This is a genomic window from Herbaspirillum sp. 1130 (assembly GCF_017833835.1).
GTDB lineage: Bacteria > Pseudomonadota > Gammaproteobacteria > Burkholderiales > Burkholderiaceae_D > Herbaspirillum > Herbaspirillum huttiense.
Genome location: NZ_JAFICQ010000004.1, coordinates 246,604 through 263,786, shown reverse-complemented (window position 1 = coordinate 263,786; position 17,183 = coordinate 246,604). Strand labels below are relative to the sequence as shown.

Annotated in this window: 12 protein-coding genes; 6 read left to right on the top strand and 6 right to left on the bottom strand. The window is 63.7% G+C overall.

All coding sequences use genetic code 11. The features are described from left to right. Positions 1-21: 21 nt before the first annotated feature. Both JOD78_RS18950 and JOD78_RS18945 read right to left on the bottom strand, forming a co-directional pair. The gene (locus JOD78_RS18950; RefSeq protein WP_121045301.1) at positions 22-1,140 is read right to left on the bottom strand and encodes an NADH:flavin oxidoreductase/NADH oxidase; all 1,119 of its coding nucleotides are present in this window, start codon (positions 1,138-1,140) and stop codon (positions 22-24) included. Positions 1,141-1,237: 97 nt separating this feature from the next. Next, positions 1,238-3,073 carry an ABC transporter transmembrane domain-containing protein gene (locus JOD78_RS18945; protein WP_245202207.1) on the bottom strand — a complete coding sequence of 612 codons (1,836 nt, stop codon included), beginning with the start codon at positions 3,071-3,073 and terminating at the stop codon, positions 1,238-1,240. Between the two features lie 319 nt (positions 3,074-3,392). Here JOD78_RS18945 and egtD point away from each other — a divergent pair, with 319 nt between their 5' ends. Both egtD and egtB read left to right on the top strand, forming a co-directional pair. After that, positions 3,393-4,367 carry an L-histidine N(alpha)-methyltransferase gene (egtD, locus tag JOD78_RS18940; RefSeq protein WP_134137506.1) on the top strand — a complete coding sequence of 325 codons (975 nt, stop codon included), beginning with the start codon at positions 3,393-3,395 and terminating at the stop codon, positions 4,365-4,367. 54 nt (positions 4,368-4,421) lie between these two features. Continuing rightward, positions 4,422-5,789: an ergothioneine biosynthesis protein EgtB gene (gene egtB / locus JOD78_RS18935; protein ID WP_121045295.1), complete on the top strand. Its 1,368-nt coding sequence runs from the start codon at positions 4,422-4,424 to the stop codon at positions 5,787-5,789. A gap of 85 nt (positions 5,790-5,874) precedes the next feature. On the opposite strand, the gene JOD78_RS18930 is transcribed toward egtB, so the two are convergent. Further along, entirely contained in the window at positions 5,875-7,614 is a 1,740-nt protein-coding gene (locus JOD78_RS18930) for a methyl-accepting chemotaxis protein (protein WP_121045293.1), read from the bottom strand. A 338-nt stretch (positions 7,615-7,952) separates the two neighbouring features. Then, positions 7,953-9,656, bottom strand: coding sequence for a 2-isopropylmalate synthase (gene leuA, locus JOD78_RS18925; RefSeq protein WP_121045291.1), 1,704 nt, complete (start codon positions 9,654-9,656; stop codon positions 7,953-7,955). A gap of 780 nt (positions 9,657-10,436) precedes the next feature. On the opposite strand from leuA, the gene JOD78_RS18920 reads away from it, so the two are divergent. The 4 genes from JOD78_RS18920 to JOD78_RS18905 are packed head-to-tail and all read left to right on the top strand — an operon-like array spanning position 10,437 to position 14,093. After that, entirely contained in the window at positions 10,437-11,078 is a 642-nt protein-coding gene (locus tag JOD78_RS18920) for a paraquat-inducible protein A (protein ID WP_209567337.1), read from the top strand. Next, a complete protein-coding gene (locus tag JOD78_RS18915; protein ID WP_051156264.1) occupies positions 11,075-11,836 on the top strand; it encodes a paraquat-inducible protein A in 762 nt (253 codons plus the stop codon). The genes JOD78_RS18920 and JOD78_RS18915 overlap by 4 nt, the downstream gene beginning before the upstream one ends. Further along, positions 11,833-13,461, top strand: a complete 1,629-nt coding sequence (locus tag JOD78_RS18910; protein ID WP_121045288.1) for an MlaD family protein — start codon at positions 11,833-11,835, stop codon at positions 13,459-13,461. The genes JOD78_RS18915 and JOD78_RS18910 overlap by 4 nt, the downstream gene beginning before the upstream one ends. Further along, on the top strand, positions 13,458-14,093 hold the full coding sequence (locus tag JOD78_RS18905; protein WP_121045286.1) for a PqiC family protein: 636 nt from the start codon (positions 13,458-13,460) through the stop codon (positions 14,091-14,093). Before JOD78_RS18910 ends, JOD78_RS18905 begins: the two co-directional genes overlap by 4 nt. Before the next feature lie 78 nt (positions 14,094-14,171). Here the strand turns inward: JOD78_RS18905 and JOD78_RS18900 are convergent, their stop codons facing one another. Continuing rightward, positions 14,172-15,713, bottom strand: coding sequence for a DEAD/DEAH box helicase (locus tag JOD78_RS18900; RefSeq protein WP_121045284.1), 1,542 nt, complete (start codon positions 15,711-15,713; stop codon positions 14,172-14,174). Between the two features lie 401 nt (positions 15,714-16,114). After that, entirely contained in the window at positions 16,115-16,897 is a 783-nt protein-coding gene (gene fabI, locus JOD78_RS18895; protein WP_121045282.1) for an enoyl-ACP reductase FabI, read from the bottom strand. Between the last annotated feature and the right edge of the window lie 286 nt (positions 16,898-17,183).

The following is a 17,183-nucleotide window of genomic DNA, read 5'->3' as shown; positions in this document are numbered from 1 at the left end:
TTGGATGCGGGCTGGAGCGGCTCAGTCCTGCTTGCCGCCATATTGCACATCCGGCCGCAACGGCGTCTTGCTGGACGCGGCCCGCACGTATTGCGGCGGCCACGCCACGTCTTCGCGCAATTGCTGCGCGGCATGCAGCGGCCAGTAGGGATCACGCAGCAGTTCGCGCGCCAGCAGCACCAGGTCGGCCTGGCCGGTGCGCAGCACGTGCTCGGCCTGGATCGCTTCGGTAATCATGCCGACCGTGCCGGTGGCGATCCCCGTTTCGTTTTTCACACGCGCGGCAAAGCCGGTCTGGTAGCCGGGCCCGACGGGAATGGCCGCCGAGGGCAGGTTGCCGCCCGTGGAAACATCGACCAGATCGACACCCATGTCACGCAGGCGGGTCGAGAGCGCGACCGTGTCATCGGCATTCCAGCCGCCTTCGGTCCAGTCGGTGGCCGACAGGCGCACCAGCAGTGGCAGCTCGGCCGGCCAGACGGCGCGGGTGGCTTGCACCGTTTCCAGCAGGAAGCGGATACGGTTCTCGAAGCTGCCGCCATATTGGTCGGTCCGCTTGTTGCTCAACGGCGAGAGGAACTGGTGACCCAGGTAGCCGTGCGCACCGTGCAGTTCGATCACCTTGAAACCGGCAGCCAGCGCGCGACGGGCGGCGTCGGCAAAGGCCTGCACCAGCGAGGCGATCTCGGCCACCGTCAAGGCGTGCGGCTCGGTATAGGTCGTGTCGAAGGGCAGGGCTGAGGGTGCCTGTGGCAGCCAGCCACCCTCGGCCACCGGCACGCTGCCGGCCGGGCCATCCCAGGGGCGCAGGGCGCTGGCTTTGCGCCCCGCATGAGCCAGCTGGATGCCGGGGACGGCACCCTGCTGTTCGATGAAACGGGTAATACGGCGCAGGGGCGCGATGTGCTCATCCTTCCAGATGCCGAGGTCGGCGCTGGTGATGCGGCCTTCCGGCACGACCGCGGTGGCCTCCATGATGACCAGGCCGGCCCCGCCCACGGCGCGGCTGCCCAGATGCACCAGGTGCCAGTCGTTGGCGAAGCCATCCTCGGCCGAGTACTGGCACATCGGCGAAACCGCGATGCGGTTGGGCAAGGTGACGCCGCGCAGGGTCAGCGGCGAAAACAATTGACTGCTCATGCAAGAACTCCTGTCATGTCGTGGCATCGGGACGATGCCGAGATGCGCAGTCTAGGGGATTTCCAAAAAGTGCGTCGGCGCCCCCCCGCGTATTGTCTTATTGCGTCTCGAACTGCAATGCCGCCAGGCTGGCGTAAAGCCCATCGCGGGCCACCAGTTCGGCATGAGTGCCGGTCTCGACGACGCGCCCGTGTTCCAGCACGATGATGCGGTCGGCCCGCTGCACGGTGGCCAGGCGGTGCGCGATGACCAGGGTGGTACGACCGACCATGGCGGCTTCCAGGGCGCTTTGCACTAGGCGTTCGGATTCGGCATCCAGCGCGCTGGTGGCCTCATCCAGCAACAGCAGCGGCGGGTTCTTCAGCAGGGCGCGGGCAATTGCGATGCGCTGGCGCTGGCCGCCGGACAGACGCACGCCGCGTTCACCGAGGAAGCACTGGTAGCCGTCCGGCAGGCGTTCGATGAACTCATGGGCTGCCGCCATCTGGGCGGCGGCAATCACTTCCGCATCGCTGGCACCGGGGCGGCCGAAGCGGATGTTTTCCATCGCATTGGCCGAGAAGATCACGGTGTCCTGTGGCACGATGCCGATCGCATTGCGCAGGTCCTGCAGGGTCAGGTAGCGGATGTCCACGCCATCGAGCCGGATGCTGCCCTGCTGTGGATCGTAGAAGCGCAGCAGCAGCTGGAACAGCGTGGTCTTGCCGGCCCCCGAAGGGCCGACCACGGCGACCGTTTCTCCTGCACGCACGTCCAGCGAGAAGCCCGACAGCGATGCGCTGCCGGGGCGCGAGGGATAGTGGAAGTCCACGGCCTCGATCTGCAGCGCGGCGCCATTGGCGGTGCGCGGCGGCAATTTCTCCGGCAGCAGCACGGACTGCACCGGCGACTGCGCCGCCAGCAGGTCGAGCAGGCGTTCGGTGGCACCTGCAGCGCGCTGGGTATCGCCCATCACTTCCGACAGCGCCCCCAGCGAACCCGCCACGAGGGATGCGTAAAGGATGAACTGGCCCAGCTCGCCGCCGCTCATGTTGCCTTGCATGACCGCATGCGCGCCCAGCCACAGCACGAAGACGATGGCACCGAACACCAGCAGGATCGCCACCACGGTCAGCAGCGAACGGGCGCGGATACGGTCCATCGCGGTCTGGAAGGCGCGCTCGACCGAGTCGCCGAAGCGGCGCGCTTCGATTTCTTCATGGGTGAAGGCCTGCACGGTCGGCATGGCGTTGAGGATTTCGCCGGCCATGGCGGCGGCGTCGGCCACGCGGTCCTGCGAGGCGCGCGAGAGCTTGCGTACGCGGCGGCCATAGAACACGATGGGCAGCACCACGGCGGCCAGCATGACGATGATGATGGAGGTCAGCTTGGCACTGGTGATGAAGAGCATGCTCATGCCGCCCAGGAACAGCAGGGCATTGCGCAGGGCCATCGAAATGCTGGTGCCCACCAGAGTCTGGATGAGGGTGGTGTCGGTGGTCAGGCGCGAGAGCACTTCGCCGGTCTTGGTGGTTTCGAAGAATTCGGGACTCTGCGTCACCACGTGGGCATAGACCGCGCTGCGCAGGTCGGCCGTCACCCGTTCACCCAGCCAGGACACCATGTAGAAGCGTGCTGCAGTCGCCACCCCCAGCACGCAGGCCACGCCGAACAGGGCCACGAAATACAGGTTGATGTGCGTGGCACTCTTGCTGCCGGCGGCCCCGAAGCCGAGGTCGATCATCTGCTTGAAGGCATACGGCACGGCCAGCGTGGCACCGGCCGCCACCAGCAGCGCCAGGCCGGCCAGCAGGAATTGCTTCTTGTAGGGGGCGAGGAAGGGAGCCAGTCCGCGCAAGGCTGCCAGGGCGGATTTGCGGGCAGTGGGGGAGTCGGGGCCGGGCGGCACGTCAGGGGCAGGTGAGTCGGTGCGGAGAGGAGTCGTGGAGGCCATGGAAATGGATGAGCTGTTGAGGCCGCCAGGCCAACCGGTCCGTGCATGTTGCCGCACGGTCAGAGACACTGGCCACCGCCGGAAAAATCTTGTTGCCGCGTTGAACCAACGGAGGCTGGCTTACTCGGAAGAGGCATAAGTATAGACAGTCCGCGCATGGATCGCGCGACCGCAAGCGTATCGCAATGTTGTTCGTCAGCCATTGCTTGCCTGCATCACCCTGCTAGAGTATCCGGATTCGGGCGTGGTCGGCCCGACCGGAGCAGCGCAGCAGCAGGCATCAGCATCATCCCAACCCCACACCGGCAAGGAGAGTCGCTTGGCCCAACCCGCACTGATCCCCTCCCCATGGGAGGCCGCGCCGAAAGTACGCGCACCGCACGCCGAACTGCTGGCCGGGCTCACCGCCCGCGAAGCGGTCATCTCGCCCAAGTATTTCTACGATCCGCTGGGCAGCAAGCTCTTCGAGGCCATCTGCGCCTTGCCCGAGTATTACCCTACCCGTACCGAGGCGGCCATTTTCGCCGCGCATCAGGAAGCCATCGCTGCCGCCGTCGGCCAGTCCTGTACGCTGATCGACCTGGGCGCAGGCAACTGCGTCAAGGCCGCTTCGCTGTTCGACGCGTTGCGGCCGCGCCAGTATGTGCCCGTGGATATTTCTACCGATTTCCTGCATCAGTCGGTGGCGGGTTTGCAGAAGCGCTTCCCGCAGCTGCCCATGCTGCCGCTGGCGATGGATTTCTCGGCCACGCTGGCGCTGCCGGAGACGGTGGATGCGCAGCGCCGGCTGTTCTTCTATCCCGGCTCCTCGCTGGGCAATTTCGATCCGGCCCAGGCGCTGGATTTCCTGCGTCGCGTGCGTGCAGCCCTGCCGGTTGGACCGGGTGAGGGCGGCATCCTGATCGGACTGGATCTGGTGAAGGATGCGCGTGTCCTGGAAGCGGCCTACGACGATGCCATCGGCGTGACGGCAGCGTTCAACCTCAACGTGCTCAACCACGTCAACGCCCTGGCCGGGACCGACTTCGCCCCGCGCGACTGGCGCCACGTGGCCTTCTACAACGCGCGCCAGCAGCGCATCGAAATGCATCTGGAAGCACGGCGCGACCTCATCGTGCGCTGGCCGGGCGGGCGTCGCACCTTCCACCAGGGCGAGCGCATCCATACCGAATACAGCCACAAGTTCACCGAGCAGGACATCCTCGGCCTGCTGGAAGAGGCCGGATTCGGCAATTGCCGTATGTGGTTCGATGAGCGGCGCTGGTTCGCGGTGTGCCATGCGCAGGCGCGTTGAGGAAGGTTTGGGACGCTTGCCGATGTTGATTCAATGATTCTTGCAGGAGACCGGATGCCTTCCGTCATTACCCATGATCGCGCCACCACGCACGACGACGAGCTGGCCGAGCAACCCATGGCGGTGGTCGCAGCGGCCACTGCCGCCACCATCGATGCGGTCATCGACGCCGCCGTCCAGCAGGTCAACCATCGCCCGCGCGAACGGCTGGGCGATCGCTACCGGCGTCTGCGCCGGCAGTCGCTGCTGATCGCCGAGCCGCTCTCGGCCGAGGATTGCTGCGTGCAGGCCATGCCCGATGCCAGCCCCATCAAGTGGCATCTGGCGCATACCACCTGGTTCTTCGAGACCTTCCTGCTGGAGCGTTTCCAGAGAGGCTTCACGCCTTTCCATCCGCAGTTCCGCGTGCTCTTCAATTCGTATTACGAAGGCGTCGGCGAGAAATTCCCGCGGCCGCAGCGCGGCCTGCTCACGCGGCCCTCACTGGACGACATACTGGCCTACCGCGAGCAGGTGGACGCACGCATGCTGCTGCTGATCGATGCGCTGGAGGCCGACCCGGCCGAAGCGGGGGAGGCCCATCCGCAACTGGCGGGTTTCCTCTCCTTGCTGGAACTGGGCATGCAGCATGAGCAGCAGCACCAGGAGCTGATGCTCACCGACATCAAGATCCTGCTGTCGATGAACCCGCTGCAGCCTGCGTACCAGCCGCTGCCGATGAACCTGCAACTGGATGATCCGGCCGCGCTGGAGCTGCAGTGGCATCGCATCGAAGCCGGTGTGGTGGAGATCGGCCATGCCGGCAGCGGCTTTTGCTTCGACAACGAGACCCCGCGCCATCGCCAGTTCGTCGAGGCTTACCAGTGTGCGTCGCGGCTGGTGAACAACGCCGAATACCTGGCCTTCGTCGAGGCCGGTGGCTACGAGGACGCGGGGCTGTGGCTGTCTGAAGGCTGGGAATGGAAGAGGCAGGAGGGGCTGTCGCATCCCCTGTATTGGCGCCGTGGCGCTGATGGGCAGTGGCGCGAGTTCACCGAGTATGGCGCGCAGCCTCTGCAGCCGCATGCGGCTGCCGTGCATCTCTCGTATTACGAGGCCGATGCCTATGCCCGCTGGGCTGGTGCGCGCTTGCTGACCGAAGCCGAATGGGAACATGCCGCCGCACGCCTGCAAGGAAGCGGACGTGAATTTTTTGGCGTGGCCTGGCAGTGGACCAGCAGCAGCTATGCGCCTTACCCCGGCTTCAGCGCTGCACCGGGTGCGGTGGGTGAATACAATGGCAAATTCATGGTCAACCAGTACGTGCTGCGTGGCTCATCCTCGGCCACACCACTGAACCATGCGCGGCTGACCTATCGCAACTTTTTCCCGGCGACCGCACGCTGGCAGGTCAGCGGCATACGGCTGGCCCGCCAAGGCTGATCGGTTTTTTTCGCCTCAATATGTTTCAGGGCCGTGCGGCCCAGGTCCGTGCTACGCGCAATATTGCTGAAATACGCTTGAAGTCTCAGAAGGTTTCCCACTCTTCCGATTTCTCTTCCTTGCTGCTGGCGGGTAGTGCACGTGGTGCTGGCGCAGCGGCAGGGGCGCGCACCGCCTGCGGTTTGACGGGGGCGGGCTTGCCTGGCAGGGCCGTGGCCGGTGCAGGTGCCGCGCTGCGCAGCGGTGCGGCTTGCATGACCGGTGCGGGCGCAGCGCCCCGCTCATCCAGACGGAATACGCTCACCAGTTCCAGCAGCCGCTGCGCCTGATCCTGCAAGGCCTGGGCCGCAGCGGCGGCTTCTTCCACCAGCGCGGCGTTCTGCTGGGTGGTGTTGTCCATCTGCATGATGGCCTGGTTGACCTGCTCGATGCCATCGCTCTGCTCACGCGTGGCAGCGGAAATCTCGCCGACGATGTGGCTGACCTGCTCAATGCTCTGCACCACCTCATCCATGGTGCTGCCCGCCTGCGCCACCAGTTCGGTACCGGCCGTCACTTGTCCGACGGAATCATTGATGAGTTCCTTGATCTCCTTCGCGGCAGTGGCCGAGCGTTGCGCCAGTCCGCGCACTTCCGAGGCCACCACGGCGAAGCCGCGGCCCTGCTCACCGGCGCGCGCCGCTTCCACCGCGGCATTCAGGGCCAGGATGTTGGTCTGGAAGGCGATGCCGTCGATCACCGAGATGATGTCCACGATCTTGCGCGAGGAGTCATTGATGGCCCCCATGGTCTGCACCACCTGCTTGACGGCCTGGCCGCCCTGATTGGCCACTTGCGTGGCATTGCCGGCCAGCTCGCTGGACTTGCGGGTGTGGTCGGCATTCTGCTTGACGCTGGAAGTCAGCTGTTCCAGCGAGGAGGCGGTTTCTTCCAGCGCGCTGGCCTGCTCCTCGGTGCGCGAAGAGAGGTCCAGGTTGCCGGTGGCGATCTGGGTCGATGCGGTCACCATGGAGTCGGTACCGCGCCGCACCTCCAGCACGATGGCCTTGAGCTTCTGGTTCATGGCGGCCAGCGCCTGCAGCAGGCGTCCGGTTTCATCGGTCGAATGTGCATCGATGACCGCAGTGAGATCGCCTGCTGCCACGGTCTCGGCTACTTCCACCGCGCGGCTCAGCGGACGGGTGATGCTGCGCGAGATGGTCCAGGCGATGAAAGCGGCGAACATCGCCGCGAGCACACCGGACACCACCATGATGTTGCGCGTGGTGATGTAGGTGGCCTCGGCATCGGCGACGGACTTGTCCATCAGCTTCTGCTGCATGTCGGAGAGGTCATCGAGCTGGGCGAAATAGGTCTTTTGCAGCGGCACCATCTTTTCCAGCATCAGCTTGATGGCGGCATCCTTCTCACCAGTGGTGGCGAGCCGGTCGATCTCTTTGCGCAGGGCCGAGTAGCTCTTGCGGGTTTCGGTCACCTTGTCGAACTTGGCGCGGGCTTCGGGATTGATGATCAGGCGGCCCAGTTCATCGTAGAGCCTGGTGTTCTCTGCAGAGAGCGTTTCGATGGTCTTCCGCTCATTCTCAATCTGGGCCGGATCGGTCATGAACAACTGGTTGCGCAGCGAGATGGCGACATCGTCCACCTTGCCGGATATGGCATTGACGATGTTGATCTTCTTGTAGCGGTCATTGACTACCAGTTCCAGCGACTCGTTGATGTCGCCCAGCCGGGCCATGCTCAGCGTGACGATGGCAGCGATCACGAGGATCAGGGCCGAAAAGCCGATGGTCAGACGCGTGGAAATGTTGAGATTGTTGAAGCGCATGATTTTCCCCCCGAAAAATGTGGATGCGACTTGCATGGTAGAGATGTCACCGTGGCGTGTGTCTTTGACTGGTGTGACAACCAGAAACCTATATTAAGCCAGTTACGCGCAATCAGAACGTTTGACTCAAGTAATTTCTGCAGAGTTGTCTGGAATCAAGGAAAGCCGCGGCTGGCGCGGGTTTCCGGGCGTCAACGTGGCAGCCGGACCACAGTGGCAGATGGACAAGATCAACGGCAGAGCTTGATGCAAAGTGACACGCCGTTAACGCAACAACGCCGCCCGGTAGGGCGGCGTTGCGTTCAGGAAATGGCCGGGATCGCCGGCCGGATTCCGTTTCAGGCAGCCTTGGCCTGTGCGGAGCCAGCTTGGTTGGCGCTCTCGCTGATGGCGATCTGACGGTTCACGGCAGACAGCACGGCCTTGAAGGAGGCGGTCACGATGTTGGCATCGATGCCGACACCAAAACCGGTTGGCGCTTCGTTCAGGCGCAGCTCGATGTAGCTGGCGGCCTTGGCGTCGGCACCGGCACCGATGGCGTGTTCATGGAAGTCCATCAGCTTGATGTCCAGGCCCAGCGCATGCACGAAGGCGTCAATAGGACCGTTGCCGCTACCGCGCACGGTGACCGGCTGGCCATTGCGCACGATGTCGACTTCGATGTTGATGGACTCGGCCTTGGCGGTGTCTTCCGACATGCGGTGCGCGCGATAGACGTAGGGTTCGACGCGCTCCAGGTATTCGCGCTGGAAGATGGCGTGGATGTCGGAGGCGGCGATTTCCTTGCCGGTGGCATCGGCCTCGCGCTGGATGGCGCGCGAGAATTCGATCTGCAGGCGGCGCGGCAGGGCCAGGCCATATTCCTGTTCCAGCAGGTAGGCCATGCCGCCCTTGCCGGACTGGCTGTTGACGCGGATGACGGCATCGTAGCTGCGGCCCAGGTCGGCCGGATCGATCGGCAGGTAGGGCACTTCCCAGATGGCGTCCGGCTGCTGCTTGGCGAAGCCCTTCTTGATCGCATCCTGGTGCGAGCCGGAGAAGGCCGTGAAGACCAGGTCGCCGACATACGGATGGCGCGGGTGCACCGGGATCTGGTTGCACTCTTCCACCACCTGGCGCACCACGTCGATGTCGGAGAAGTCCAGGCCCGGGTTCACGCCCTGGGTGTACAGGTTCAGTGCCAGCGTAACCAGGTCGACGTTGCCGGTGCGCTCGCCGTTGCCGAACAGGCAGCCTTCGACGCGATCAGCGCCGGCCATCACGGCCAGCTCGGCCGAGGCGACGGCGGTGCCGCGGTCATTGTGCGGGTGCACCGAGATGATGGCGCTGGCGCGATGCTTCAGGTTGCGGCACATCCATTCGATCTGGTCGGCGTAGACGTTGGGGGTGGCGCACTCGACGGTGGAGGGCAGGTTCAGGATGACCTTGCGCTCTGGAGTGGCACCCCAGGTTTCGCAGACGGCATCGCAGATGTCCTTGGAGAAATCCAGTTCGGTGGTGCTGAAGGATTCCGGCGAGTATTCGAAACGCCATTCGGTACCCGGACGCGCATCGGTCAGTTCCTTGACCAGGCGGGTGCCGGTGACGGCGATGTTCTTGATCTCCTCGCGCGACATGTTGAAGACGATCTTGCGGAAGGCCGGGGCCACCGAGTTGTACAGGTGGACGATGGCCTTCTTGGCACCTTCCAGCGATTCGACGGTGCGGCGGATCAGTTCTTCGCGCGATTGGGTCAGCACGATGATGGTGACGTCATCGGGAATGCGGTTCTCGACGATGAGCTTGCGCACGAAGTCGAAATCGGTTTGCGAGGCAGAGGGGAAGCCGACTTCGATTTCCTTCAGGCCGGTCTTCAACAGCAGTTCGAAGAAGCGCAGCTTGCGCTCGGCGTTCATCGGTTCGATCAGGGCCTGGTTGCCATCGCGCAGGTCGGTGCTCATCCAGATCGGCGGCGTGTCGATGACCTTGCTGGGCCAGGTGCGATCAGGCAGGTCGATGGCAGGGAAGGGACGGTATTTGGCGGCGGGGTTGCTTAACATCATGATGGACCTCTTGGTTTCCGGATGGCGTGGAATGCTTCAGTTCAAGTACTGGAATGCTTCAGTGCGTCAGATGTGGCGGATCGGGTTGCCTGGCTGCCACGAGCGCGTGGCCAGGCAACCCTTCATAGAGCCAGAGGCGGCATCTCCCGCAGCGCACGGCCGGCCTGCAAGGGCTGCGTGCGCTGGTTGCGGATTGTGCGGATCATCGAATGCATATGCTTCGCCTGGTGGGCAGCGACGTCGGCTTCATCACGGATGGCGCGTCACTGCCTGGTTGTACTGCGAGTACTGCTGGATTTTTTGAGGTTGCCAGATCGCGTGGAGTCAGCGGAAACGGCAGGAACTACGAATTTTAGCGCGAGGCTAGTAGTAGCGACACCGATAGCAACGCTAGCAGGGCGCTGGCGCTGTTGTGGCGGATGGAGGTGATTGCTGCGGAAGTCATCCGTGCAATGTAGAAGATTGGCCCCGCGTCTGTCAAGGGCAATCTTTTTTTACAAGCGTAAAAGAAGAGCGCGCTCCAATAATTTCGTTGCTAGAATCGTCTTGTTAATAACCAACGGGTCAGTTATTTTTATTGCTGCTGCATCAATTCCTTGTGAGGATGGAACGCCGCCGGGTGAAAATGCTCAAAAACAAGCACTGCAGTAGTCCTTTTTCCATATAAGGCACGACGCATGTCGCGCTGGTACCGGCGCCCGTGTCTGCCACGAACAACGAACAACAGTAGGGCGAGGCCTCCGCCACCCGGGAGCGCATCGCCAGGAACCGTCATCATCCATGCAAAAACGCACCGACCTCATCGTTTGCGAAGAATGCGACGCCGTCTACCAGCGCATGGCGCTGGGTGAGCGCGAAATCGCCCGCTGCCTGCGCTGCGGTGCTGAGCTGGAGCGCGATACCGGCCGCCGCCTGCAGCATCTGCTGCCGCTGACCATCGGTGCGCTGATCCTGTTCGTGATCGCCAATACCTTTCCCATCGTCACCATCGAACTGCAGGGCTTGTCCAGCCAGACGACGCTGATCGGTGCGGTAGTGGCACTGACCCGCGATGGCATGTCGGAAGTGGCGCTGCTGGTGCTGGCGACGACCTTGCTGTTCCCGCTGATCCAGCTCGGTGTGCTGCTCTACCTGTTGCTGCCGGGAGCGCGTGATACGCGTCCGCCGGGCTTCGTGCTGCTGCTGCGCCTGATGCAGGCAGCCCGGCCCTGGGGCATGATTGAAGTCTTCATGCTGGGCGTGCTGGTGGCGCTGATCAAACTCTCCAACATGGCCGAGGTGATTCCCGGTCCGGCGCTGTGGTCCTTCGGTGGATTGACGGTGCTGCTGACAGTGGTGGTGTCCTTCAATCCACGCTATCTGTGGCACGTATGGGAACAGCAGCAAGTCGAGCAATATGGCGACAAGGAGGCTGGCGCATGAGTGTCTTCACCCGCCAGGCTGCACCGCACGTGCCCGACCTCACCCAGGAGCCGGACGAAGACCTGCCCGTGCAGGATGCCGCGTCCCTCGGCGTGATCGGCTGCCATCACTGCGGCACCGTATGGGAAGGCGCGCAGCCCCATCAAGCCTGCGGCGTGTGCCATGCACCGCTGCACGTGCGCAAGATCGACAGCCTCACCCGCACCTGGGCGCTCCTGATTGCCGCCTGCATCATGTACATCCCGGCCAACATGATGCCGGTGATGGTCACCAGTACCCTCTTCGATGAGCAGCGCGACACCATCCTTTCCGGCGTCATCTATTTCTGGACTTCCGGCGAATGGGGCCTGGCACTGGTGGTGTTCGTGGCCAGCTTCCTGGTACCGCTGTTCAAGCTGGTGGCGCTGGGCATCCTGGTCTTCTCGGCGCGCCGCCGCAGCCGCTGGCGCCGTCTCCAGCGCGCCAAACTGTATCGGGTGGTCGAGGCCATCGGACGCTGGTCCATGCTGGACGTCTTCGTCGTCTCGGTGCTGACCGGACTGGTCAAGATCCACGGCTTCGCCAACATTCACGCCGGCATTGGCATCGCCGCCTTCGGTGCGGTGGTGGTGCTGACCATGCTGGCCTCGCTGGCCTTCGATCCGCGCCTGATCTGGGATGAACGCCCGACCGATCCGGCTGCGGACGTCTCAAGTGAGCCTCTCCCCGAACCTGCTTCTCCCCATGACAACGCCAACAAGCCACAGGAAACCGCATGACTCCACCCGACCATTCCGATGACAAACCGGCGCTGCTGCAACCGCGCCGCGCACGCCAGCGCAACTGGTTGCCCTCGCTGGTGTGGCTCATTCCCATCGTCGCCGCCATCGTCGGGCTGACCCTGGTCGCCAAGATCCTGGTCGAACGCGGCCCGATGGTGACCGTCAGTTTCCGTTCTGCAGAAGGACTGGAAGCCGGCAAGACCAAGGTGAAATACAAGGATGTCGAAATTGGCCAGGTGCAGAGCCTGAAGCTGGCCGCCGACCGTTCGCACGTGCTGGTCGGTATCCAGCTGAATCAGGATGCTTCCGGTTTCAATGCCGAGGACACGCGTTTCTGGGTGGTCCGTCCGCGCATCGCCGCCTCCGGTATTTCGGGGTTGGGCACCTTGCTTTCCGGGGCCTACATCGGCGCGGATGCCGGTGCTTCCGAAGAAACCAAGAAGAACTTCGTGGGCCTGGAACAGCCCCCCATCGTCACGCGCGATGCCTCGGGCCGCCAGTTCGTGCTGCATACCGATGACCTCGGTTCGCTCGATATCGGTTCTCCCATCTTCTATCGCCGCATCAAGGTCGGGCAGGTGGTGGCGTATGACCTCGACAGTGATGGCCGTGGCGTGACGCTGCGCATCTTCGTCAACGCGCCGTACGACAAGTTCGTCACCCAGGCTTCGCGCTTCTGGCATGCCAGCGGCTTCGACATGGAGCTCAATGCCAGCGGCTTCAAGCTGCATACGCAGGCGCTGTCGACGGTGGTGCTGGGCGGCATTGCCTTCCGCGACCGCGATGAAGAGCGCGTGAGCCCCCCGGCGAAGGAGGGCAGCGAGTATCCGTTGGTAGAAGACGAAAGCACCGCCATGAAGGAACCGGACGGCGTACCACAGACCGCGCTGCTGTATTTCGACCAGTCGCTGCGCGGCCTGCAACCGGGTGCTACCGTGGACTTCCGCGGCGTGGTACTGGGTGAGGTCAAGAGCATCGGGGTGGAGTACGACAAGACGCGTGGTGAATTCCGCATGCCGGTGCTGGTGCAGATCTATCCGGATCGTTTGGGCCGTCGCTTCCACGAAGAGACCGGCGAGCAGCGCCGTTCCAACGCGCAGTTGTTGCGCATGCTGGTCAAGCGCGGCATGCGTGCCCAGCTGCGCAACGGCAACCTGCTCACGGGCCAGCTGTACGTGGCGATCGATTTCTTCCCCAAGGCCAAGCCGGCGCAGATCGATCCGGACAGGGTCCCGCTGGAACTGCCGACCATCCCGGGCAGCCTGGATGAATTGCAGCAGCAGCTCTCCGACATTGCCGGCAAGCTCTCCAAGGTCCCGTTCGACGAGATCGGCCGCGATCTGCAGACCACCCTCAAGACCTTGAACAAGACCTTGACCACGGCCGAGCAGACGGCGGCCCGCATCAACAACGACATCGCACCGGAGATGCAGGCGGCGATGAAGGATGCGCGCAAGACCTTGAATGCGGCCGAGCGTACGCTGTCGGATGACGCACCGCTGCAGTCGGATATTCGCCAGACCATGCAGGAACTGAGCAAGGCTGCGGCCTCGATCCGTATCCTCACCGATTACCTGCAACAGCATCCGGAATCGCTGATCCGGGGCAAACAGGAGCCATGATGCAAGACAAGACTTCGTTCTCCCTCAAGACCCTGACGGCCGCCGCCCTGGCCGCAGCACTGCTGGCTGCCTGCGGCAGCTCGCCGCCGACGCAGTTCTACACGCTGGCTGTACCGGCCGACGGTGCCGTCGCGCGCACGGCCAGCCAGGGACCGCAGACCTTCATCGAAGTGATGCCGGTGTCGGTGCCGGAGCGCCTGGCGCGGCCGCAACTGGTGGTGCGCAGCGATGCCACGCGGGTGGAGGTGCTGGAGCAGGACCGCTGGTCTTCGCCCTTCAACAATGAATTACGCGATGCGCTGTCTGCGGGCGTGGCGGCAAAGCTGGGGGCCATTGACGTCTCGCGTGGGGGGCGACCGGCGGACCAGGCCAGCTATCGCATCAACGTGGAACTGCGTGATTTCGACGCAGCCCGCAACGGCCAGGTCCAGGCCAGTTTCGGATGGACCATCACGCGCTCGGATGACCGCCGCGGCGCAGCCTGCCGCCTGACCGTGGTGGAACGTGTCGGCGGCGGTGCCAATGCCGACGTTGTCGCCGCCACGCAGAAGGCGGTGGGGCAGGCGGTGCAGGCGATTGCCGATAATGTTCGAGCTCTGCAGACGGGGCAGGGTGGGCAGTGCGCAAGTTGAACGAGCGCATTCTGTAGCACCAAAGAAAAAGCCGCTTCCTTGGAAGCGGCTTTTCAACATCAGGACAGCTTGCAGCGATCAGCGATCGCCGTAGGAGCGACGCGGGCCGTCGGCGCGGAAGCCGCCGCCATTGCCCTTGTAGCCACCGCCGCCGCCGCCTTCGCGACGCGGGCCGTTGCCGGCCGGCTTGGCGCCGCCGAAGCTGCGGCCTTCGCGGTTGCCACCGAAGCCACCTTCACGATTGCCGCCGAAGCCGCCTTCGCGATGGCCGCCTTCACGGTTGCCACCGAAACCGCCTTCGCGATGACCGCCGCCTTCGCGGTTGCCAGCGCCGAAGCGCGGGCCGCTGTTGCTGCGGCCATCACCCGGACGCCAGCCGCCCGGCTTGCGCGGGCTGCGCGGTGCAGCCGACTTCTTCGGCTCGAAACCTTCGACCACATCCACCGGAATGGTCTGCTTGGTGAAGCGCTCGATACGCTTGACCTGCATGCCTTCGGCGTGATTGACCAGCGAGATCGCCACGCCATTGCGGCCGGCACGGCCGGTACGGCCGATACGGTGCACGTAGTCTTCAGCGAACTTGGGCAGGTCGTAGTTGAACACGTGGGTGATGCCCGGCACGTCGATGCCGCGCGCTGCCACGTCGGTAGCCACCAGCATGCGCACCTGGCCGCGGCGCAGGCTGTTCAGGGTACGGTTGCGGGCACCCTGGTGCATGTCGCCATGCAGGGCGGCGGCCGCGAAACCGGCGATGTTCAGGCGATCGGCGATGGTGTCGGCGTCACGCTTGGTGGCGGTGAAGATCACGGCCTGGTCGATGCTGGTGTCGCGCAGCAGGTGGTCCAGCAGGCGGTTCTTGTGCGACAGGTCATCCACGAAGTGCACGCGCTGCATGATGTTTTCATGACGGGTCGACGAGCTGGCGATCTGGATGGTCAGCGGGTTGTTGGTGATGCGCTTGGCCATGTTGCCGACGACGCCGTCCAGCGTGGCCGAGAACAGCATGGTCTGGCGGGTGGCCGGGGTCGCGGCGACGATCTTTTCGATGTCGTCGATGAAGCCCATGTCCAGCATGCGGTCGGCTTCGTCCAGCACCAGGATCTGCAGCTGCGAGAAGTCGATCTTGCCCGACTCCATGTGGTCGATCAGACGGCCCGGGGTCGCCACCAGGATTTCCGGATTGCGCGACAGCAGTTGCATCTGCTTCGGATAAGGCATGCCGCCCAGGATGGACACCACGCGCACACGGCGCATGTAGGCACCGTACTTGTCAGTGGCGGTGGTCACTTGCAGGGCCAGTTCGCGGGTCGGGGTCAGCACCAGCATCTTCGGCTGGGCCGGCTGGTAACGCGGACGCTCGCCACGGGCACGGGTAGCCTGGCGTTCCTGGTTGGGGGTACGGGCTGCTTGCGGTGCCTGCGGCAGGTCTGCCAGCTGGTGCAGCGAAGGCAGCATGAAAGCGGCGGTCTTGCCCGAGCCGGTCTGCGAGGACACCAGCAGATCCTGGCCGCTGATGGCGGCGGGGATGGCCTTTTCCTGGACCGGGGTCGGGGAGGTATAGCCTGCTTCGGTCAGGGCTTTGATGATCGAAGGGTTCAGGCCGAGTGCTTCAAAAGTCATAATCTCTTTCGTGAAAGTGAACGCCAGGCACGAGACGGGCGCACGAAAGCGCGCCGGACATCGAGTGCCTGAACGAAAAAAAGCAACGCCAACCGACGAAATGACTATGAAAAATACAAAGAAATTTCGGCACAAAAGCTTTGCGCCGGGACGGCATCATCAAGGGATGCCAAGGGCGGGGGGCTTTTACTGGGAACTTGTCGTAATGACAGGTAAGGCTTGCGAAGCTGCTTGGGCAAATACGGCTGGAAACGCTGCAGGACAGATTTCACGTCCGATTCGCCTGTGCATTGGTTATTGCAATGCACAAGGCGAATCATACCCTAAAACATCGAAATTAGCACGAGGCTATTTCGAGAAACTGTCTCTTTATTGTGGGGAACGCTTGCTTAATCCGGCAATTACTCTGCCATTCCGCCCACGACGCGGGAGAAGCCACCGTCCACGTAAGTGATTTCGCCGGTGATGCCGGAGGCCAGGTCGGAGAGCAGGAAGGCCGAGGCATTGCCCACGTCTTCGATGGTGACGTTGCGGCGCAGCGGGGCAGTGGCGGCCACTGCGCCCAGGATCTTGCCGAAGCCCTTGATACCGCTGGCGGCCAGGGTCTTGATGGGGCCGGCGGAGACGCCATTGACGCGCACGCCCTTGGGACCCAGCGATTCAGCCAGGTAGCGCACCGAGGCTTCCAGCGAGGCCTTGGCCAGGCCCATGGTGTTGTAGTTGGGTACCACGCGCTCCGAACCCAGGTAGGTCAGGGTCAGCAGGGCGGCGTTGGACGACAGCAGCGGCATGGCCGCCTTGGCCATGGCCGGGAAGCTGTAGGCGGAGATATCGTGGGCGATCTTGAACCCTTCGCGCGAGAAACCTTCCAGGAAGTCGCCGGCAATGGCTTCAGAGGGGGCAAAGCCGATGGCGTGCACCAGGCCGTCGAGCTGGGTCCAGGACTTGCCGAGATCGGCGAACAGGGCATTGATCTGCTCATCGCTGCCAACGTCGCAGTCGAAGACCAGCTTGCTGTCGAATTCTTCGGCGAACTTGGTGATGCGGTCCTTGAAGCGTTCACCGACATAGGTGAAGGCCAGTTCAGCGCCTTCGCGCTTGCACGCCTGGGCGATGCCGTAGGCGATGGAACGGTTGGACAGCAAGCCGGTGATCAGGATTTTTTTGCCTTGCAGAAATGCCATGTTGACTCCGTAGGGTCCGCCGCGTGCGGTGCGCCTCTGGCTGGCAGAAGCAGGCGCGGCGCGGCCGGTAAGTAATAGCGGCAGCGCGCGGGGCGGCAGCCGGGATGGGACAGACCCGGATTGTAGGGGCTAGCGGCAGGCGGGGCAACCTTTGCAGCGCTGGCAGGGCAGGGTGTAGCGGGCCGGGCTGCATTTGTTAAGTTGCTTTAATTGCTTCCCTGTAATCGCTGCTCTCTTTACAATGCCCCGACACGGAAATCGTTTCCCGATCCCGTCCTGCAGGCTG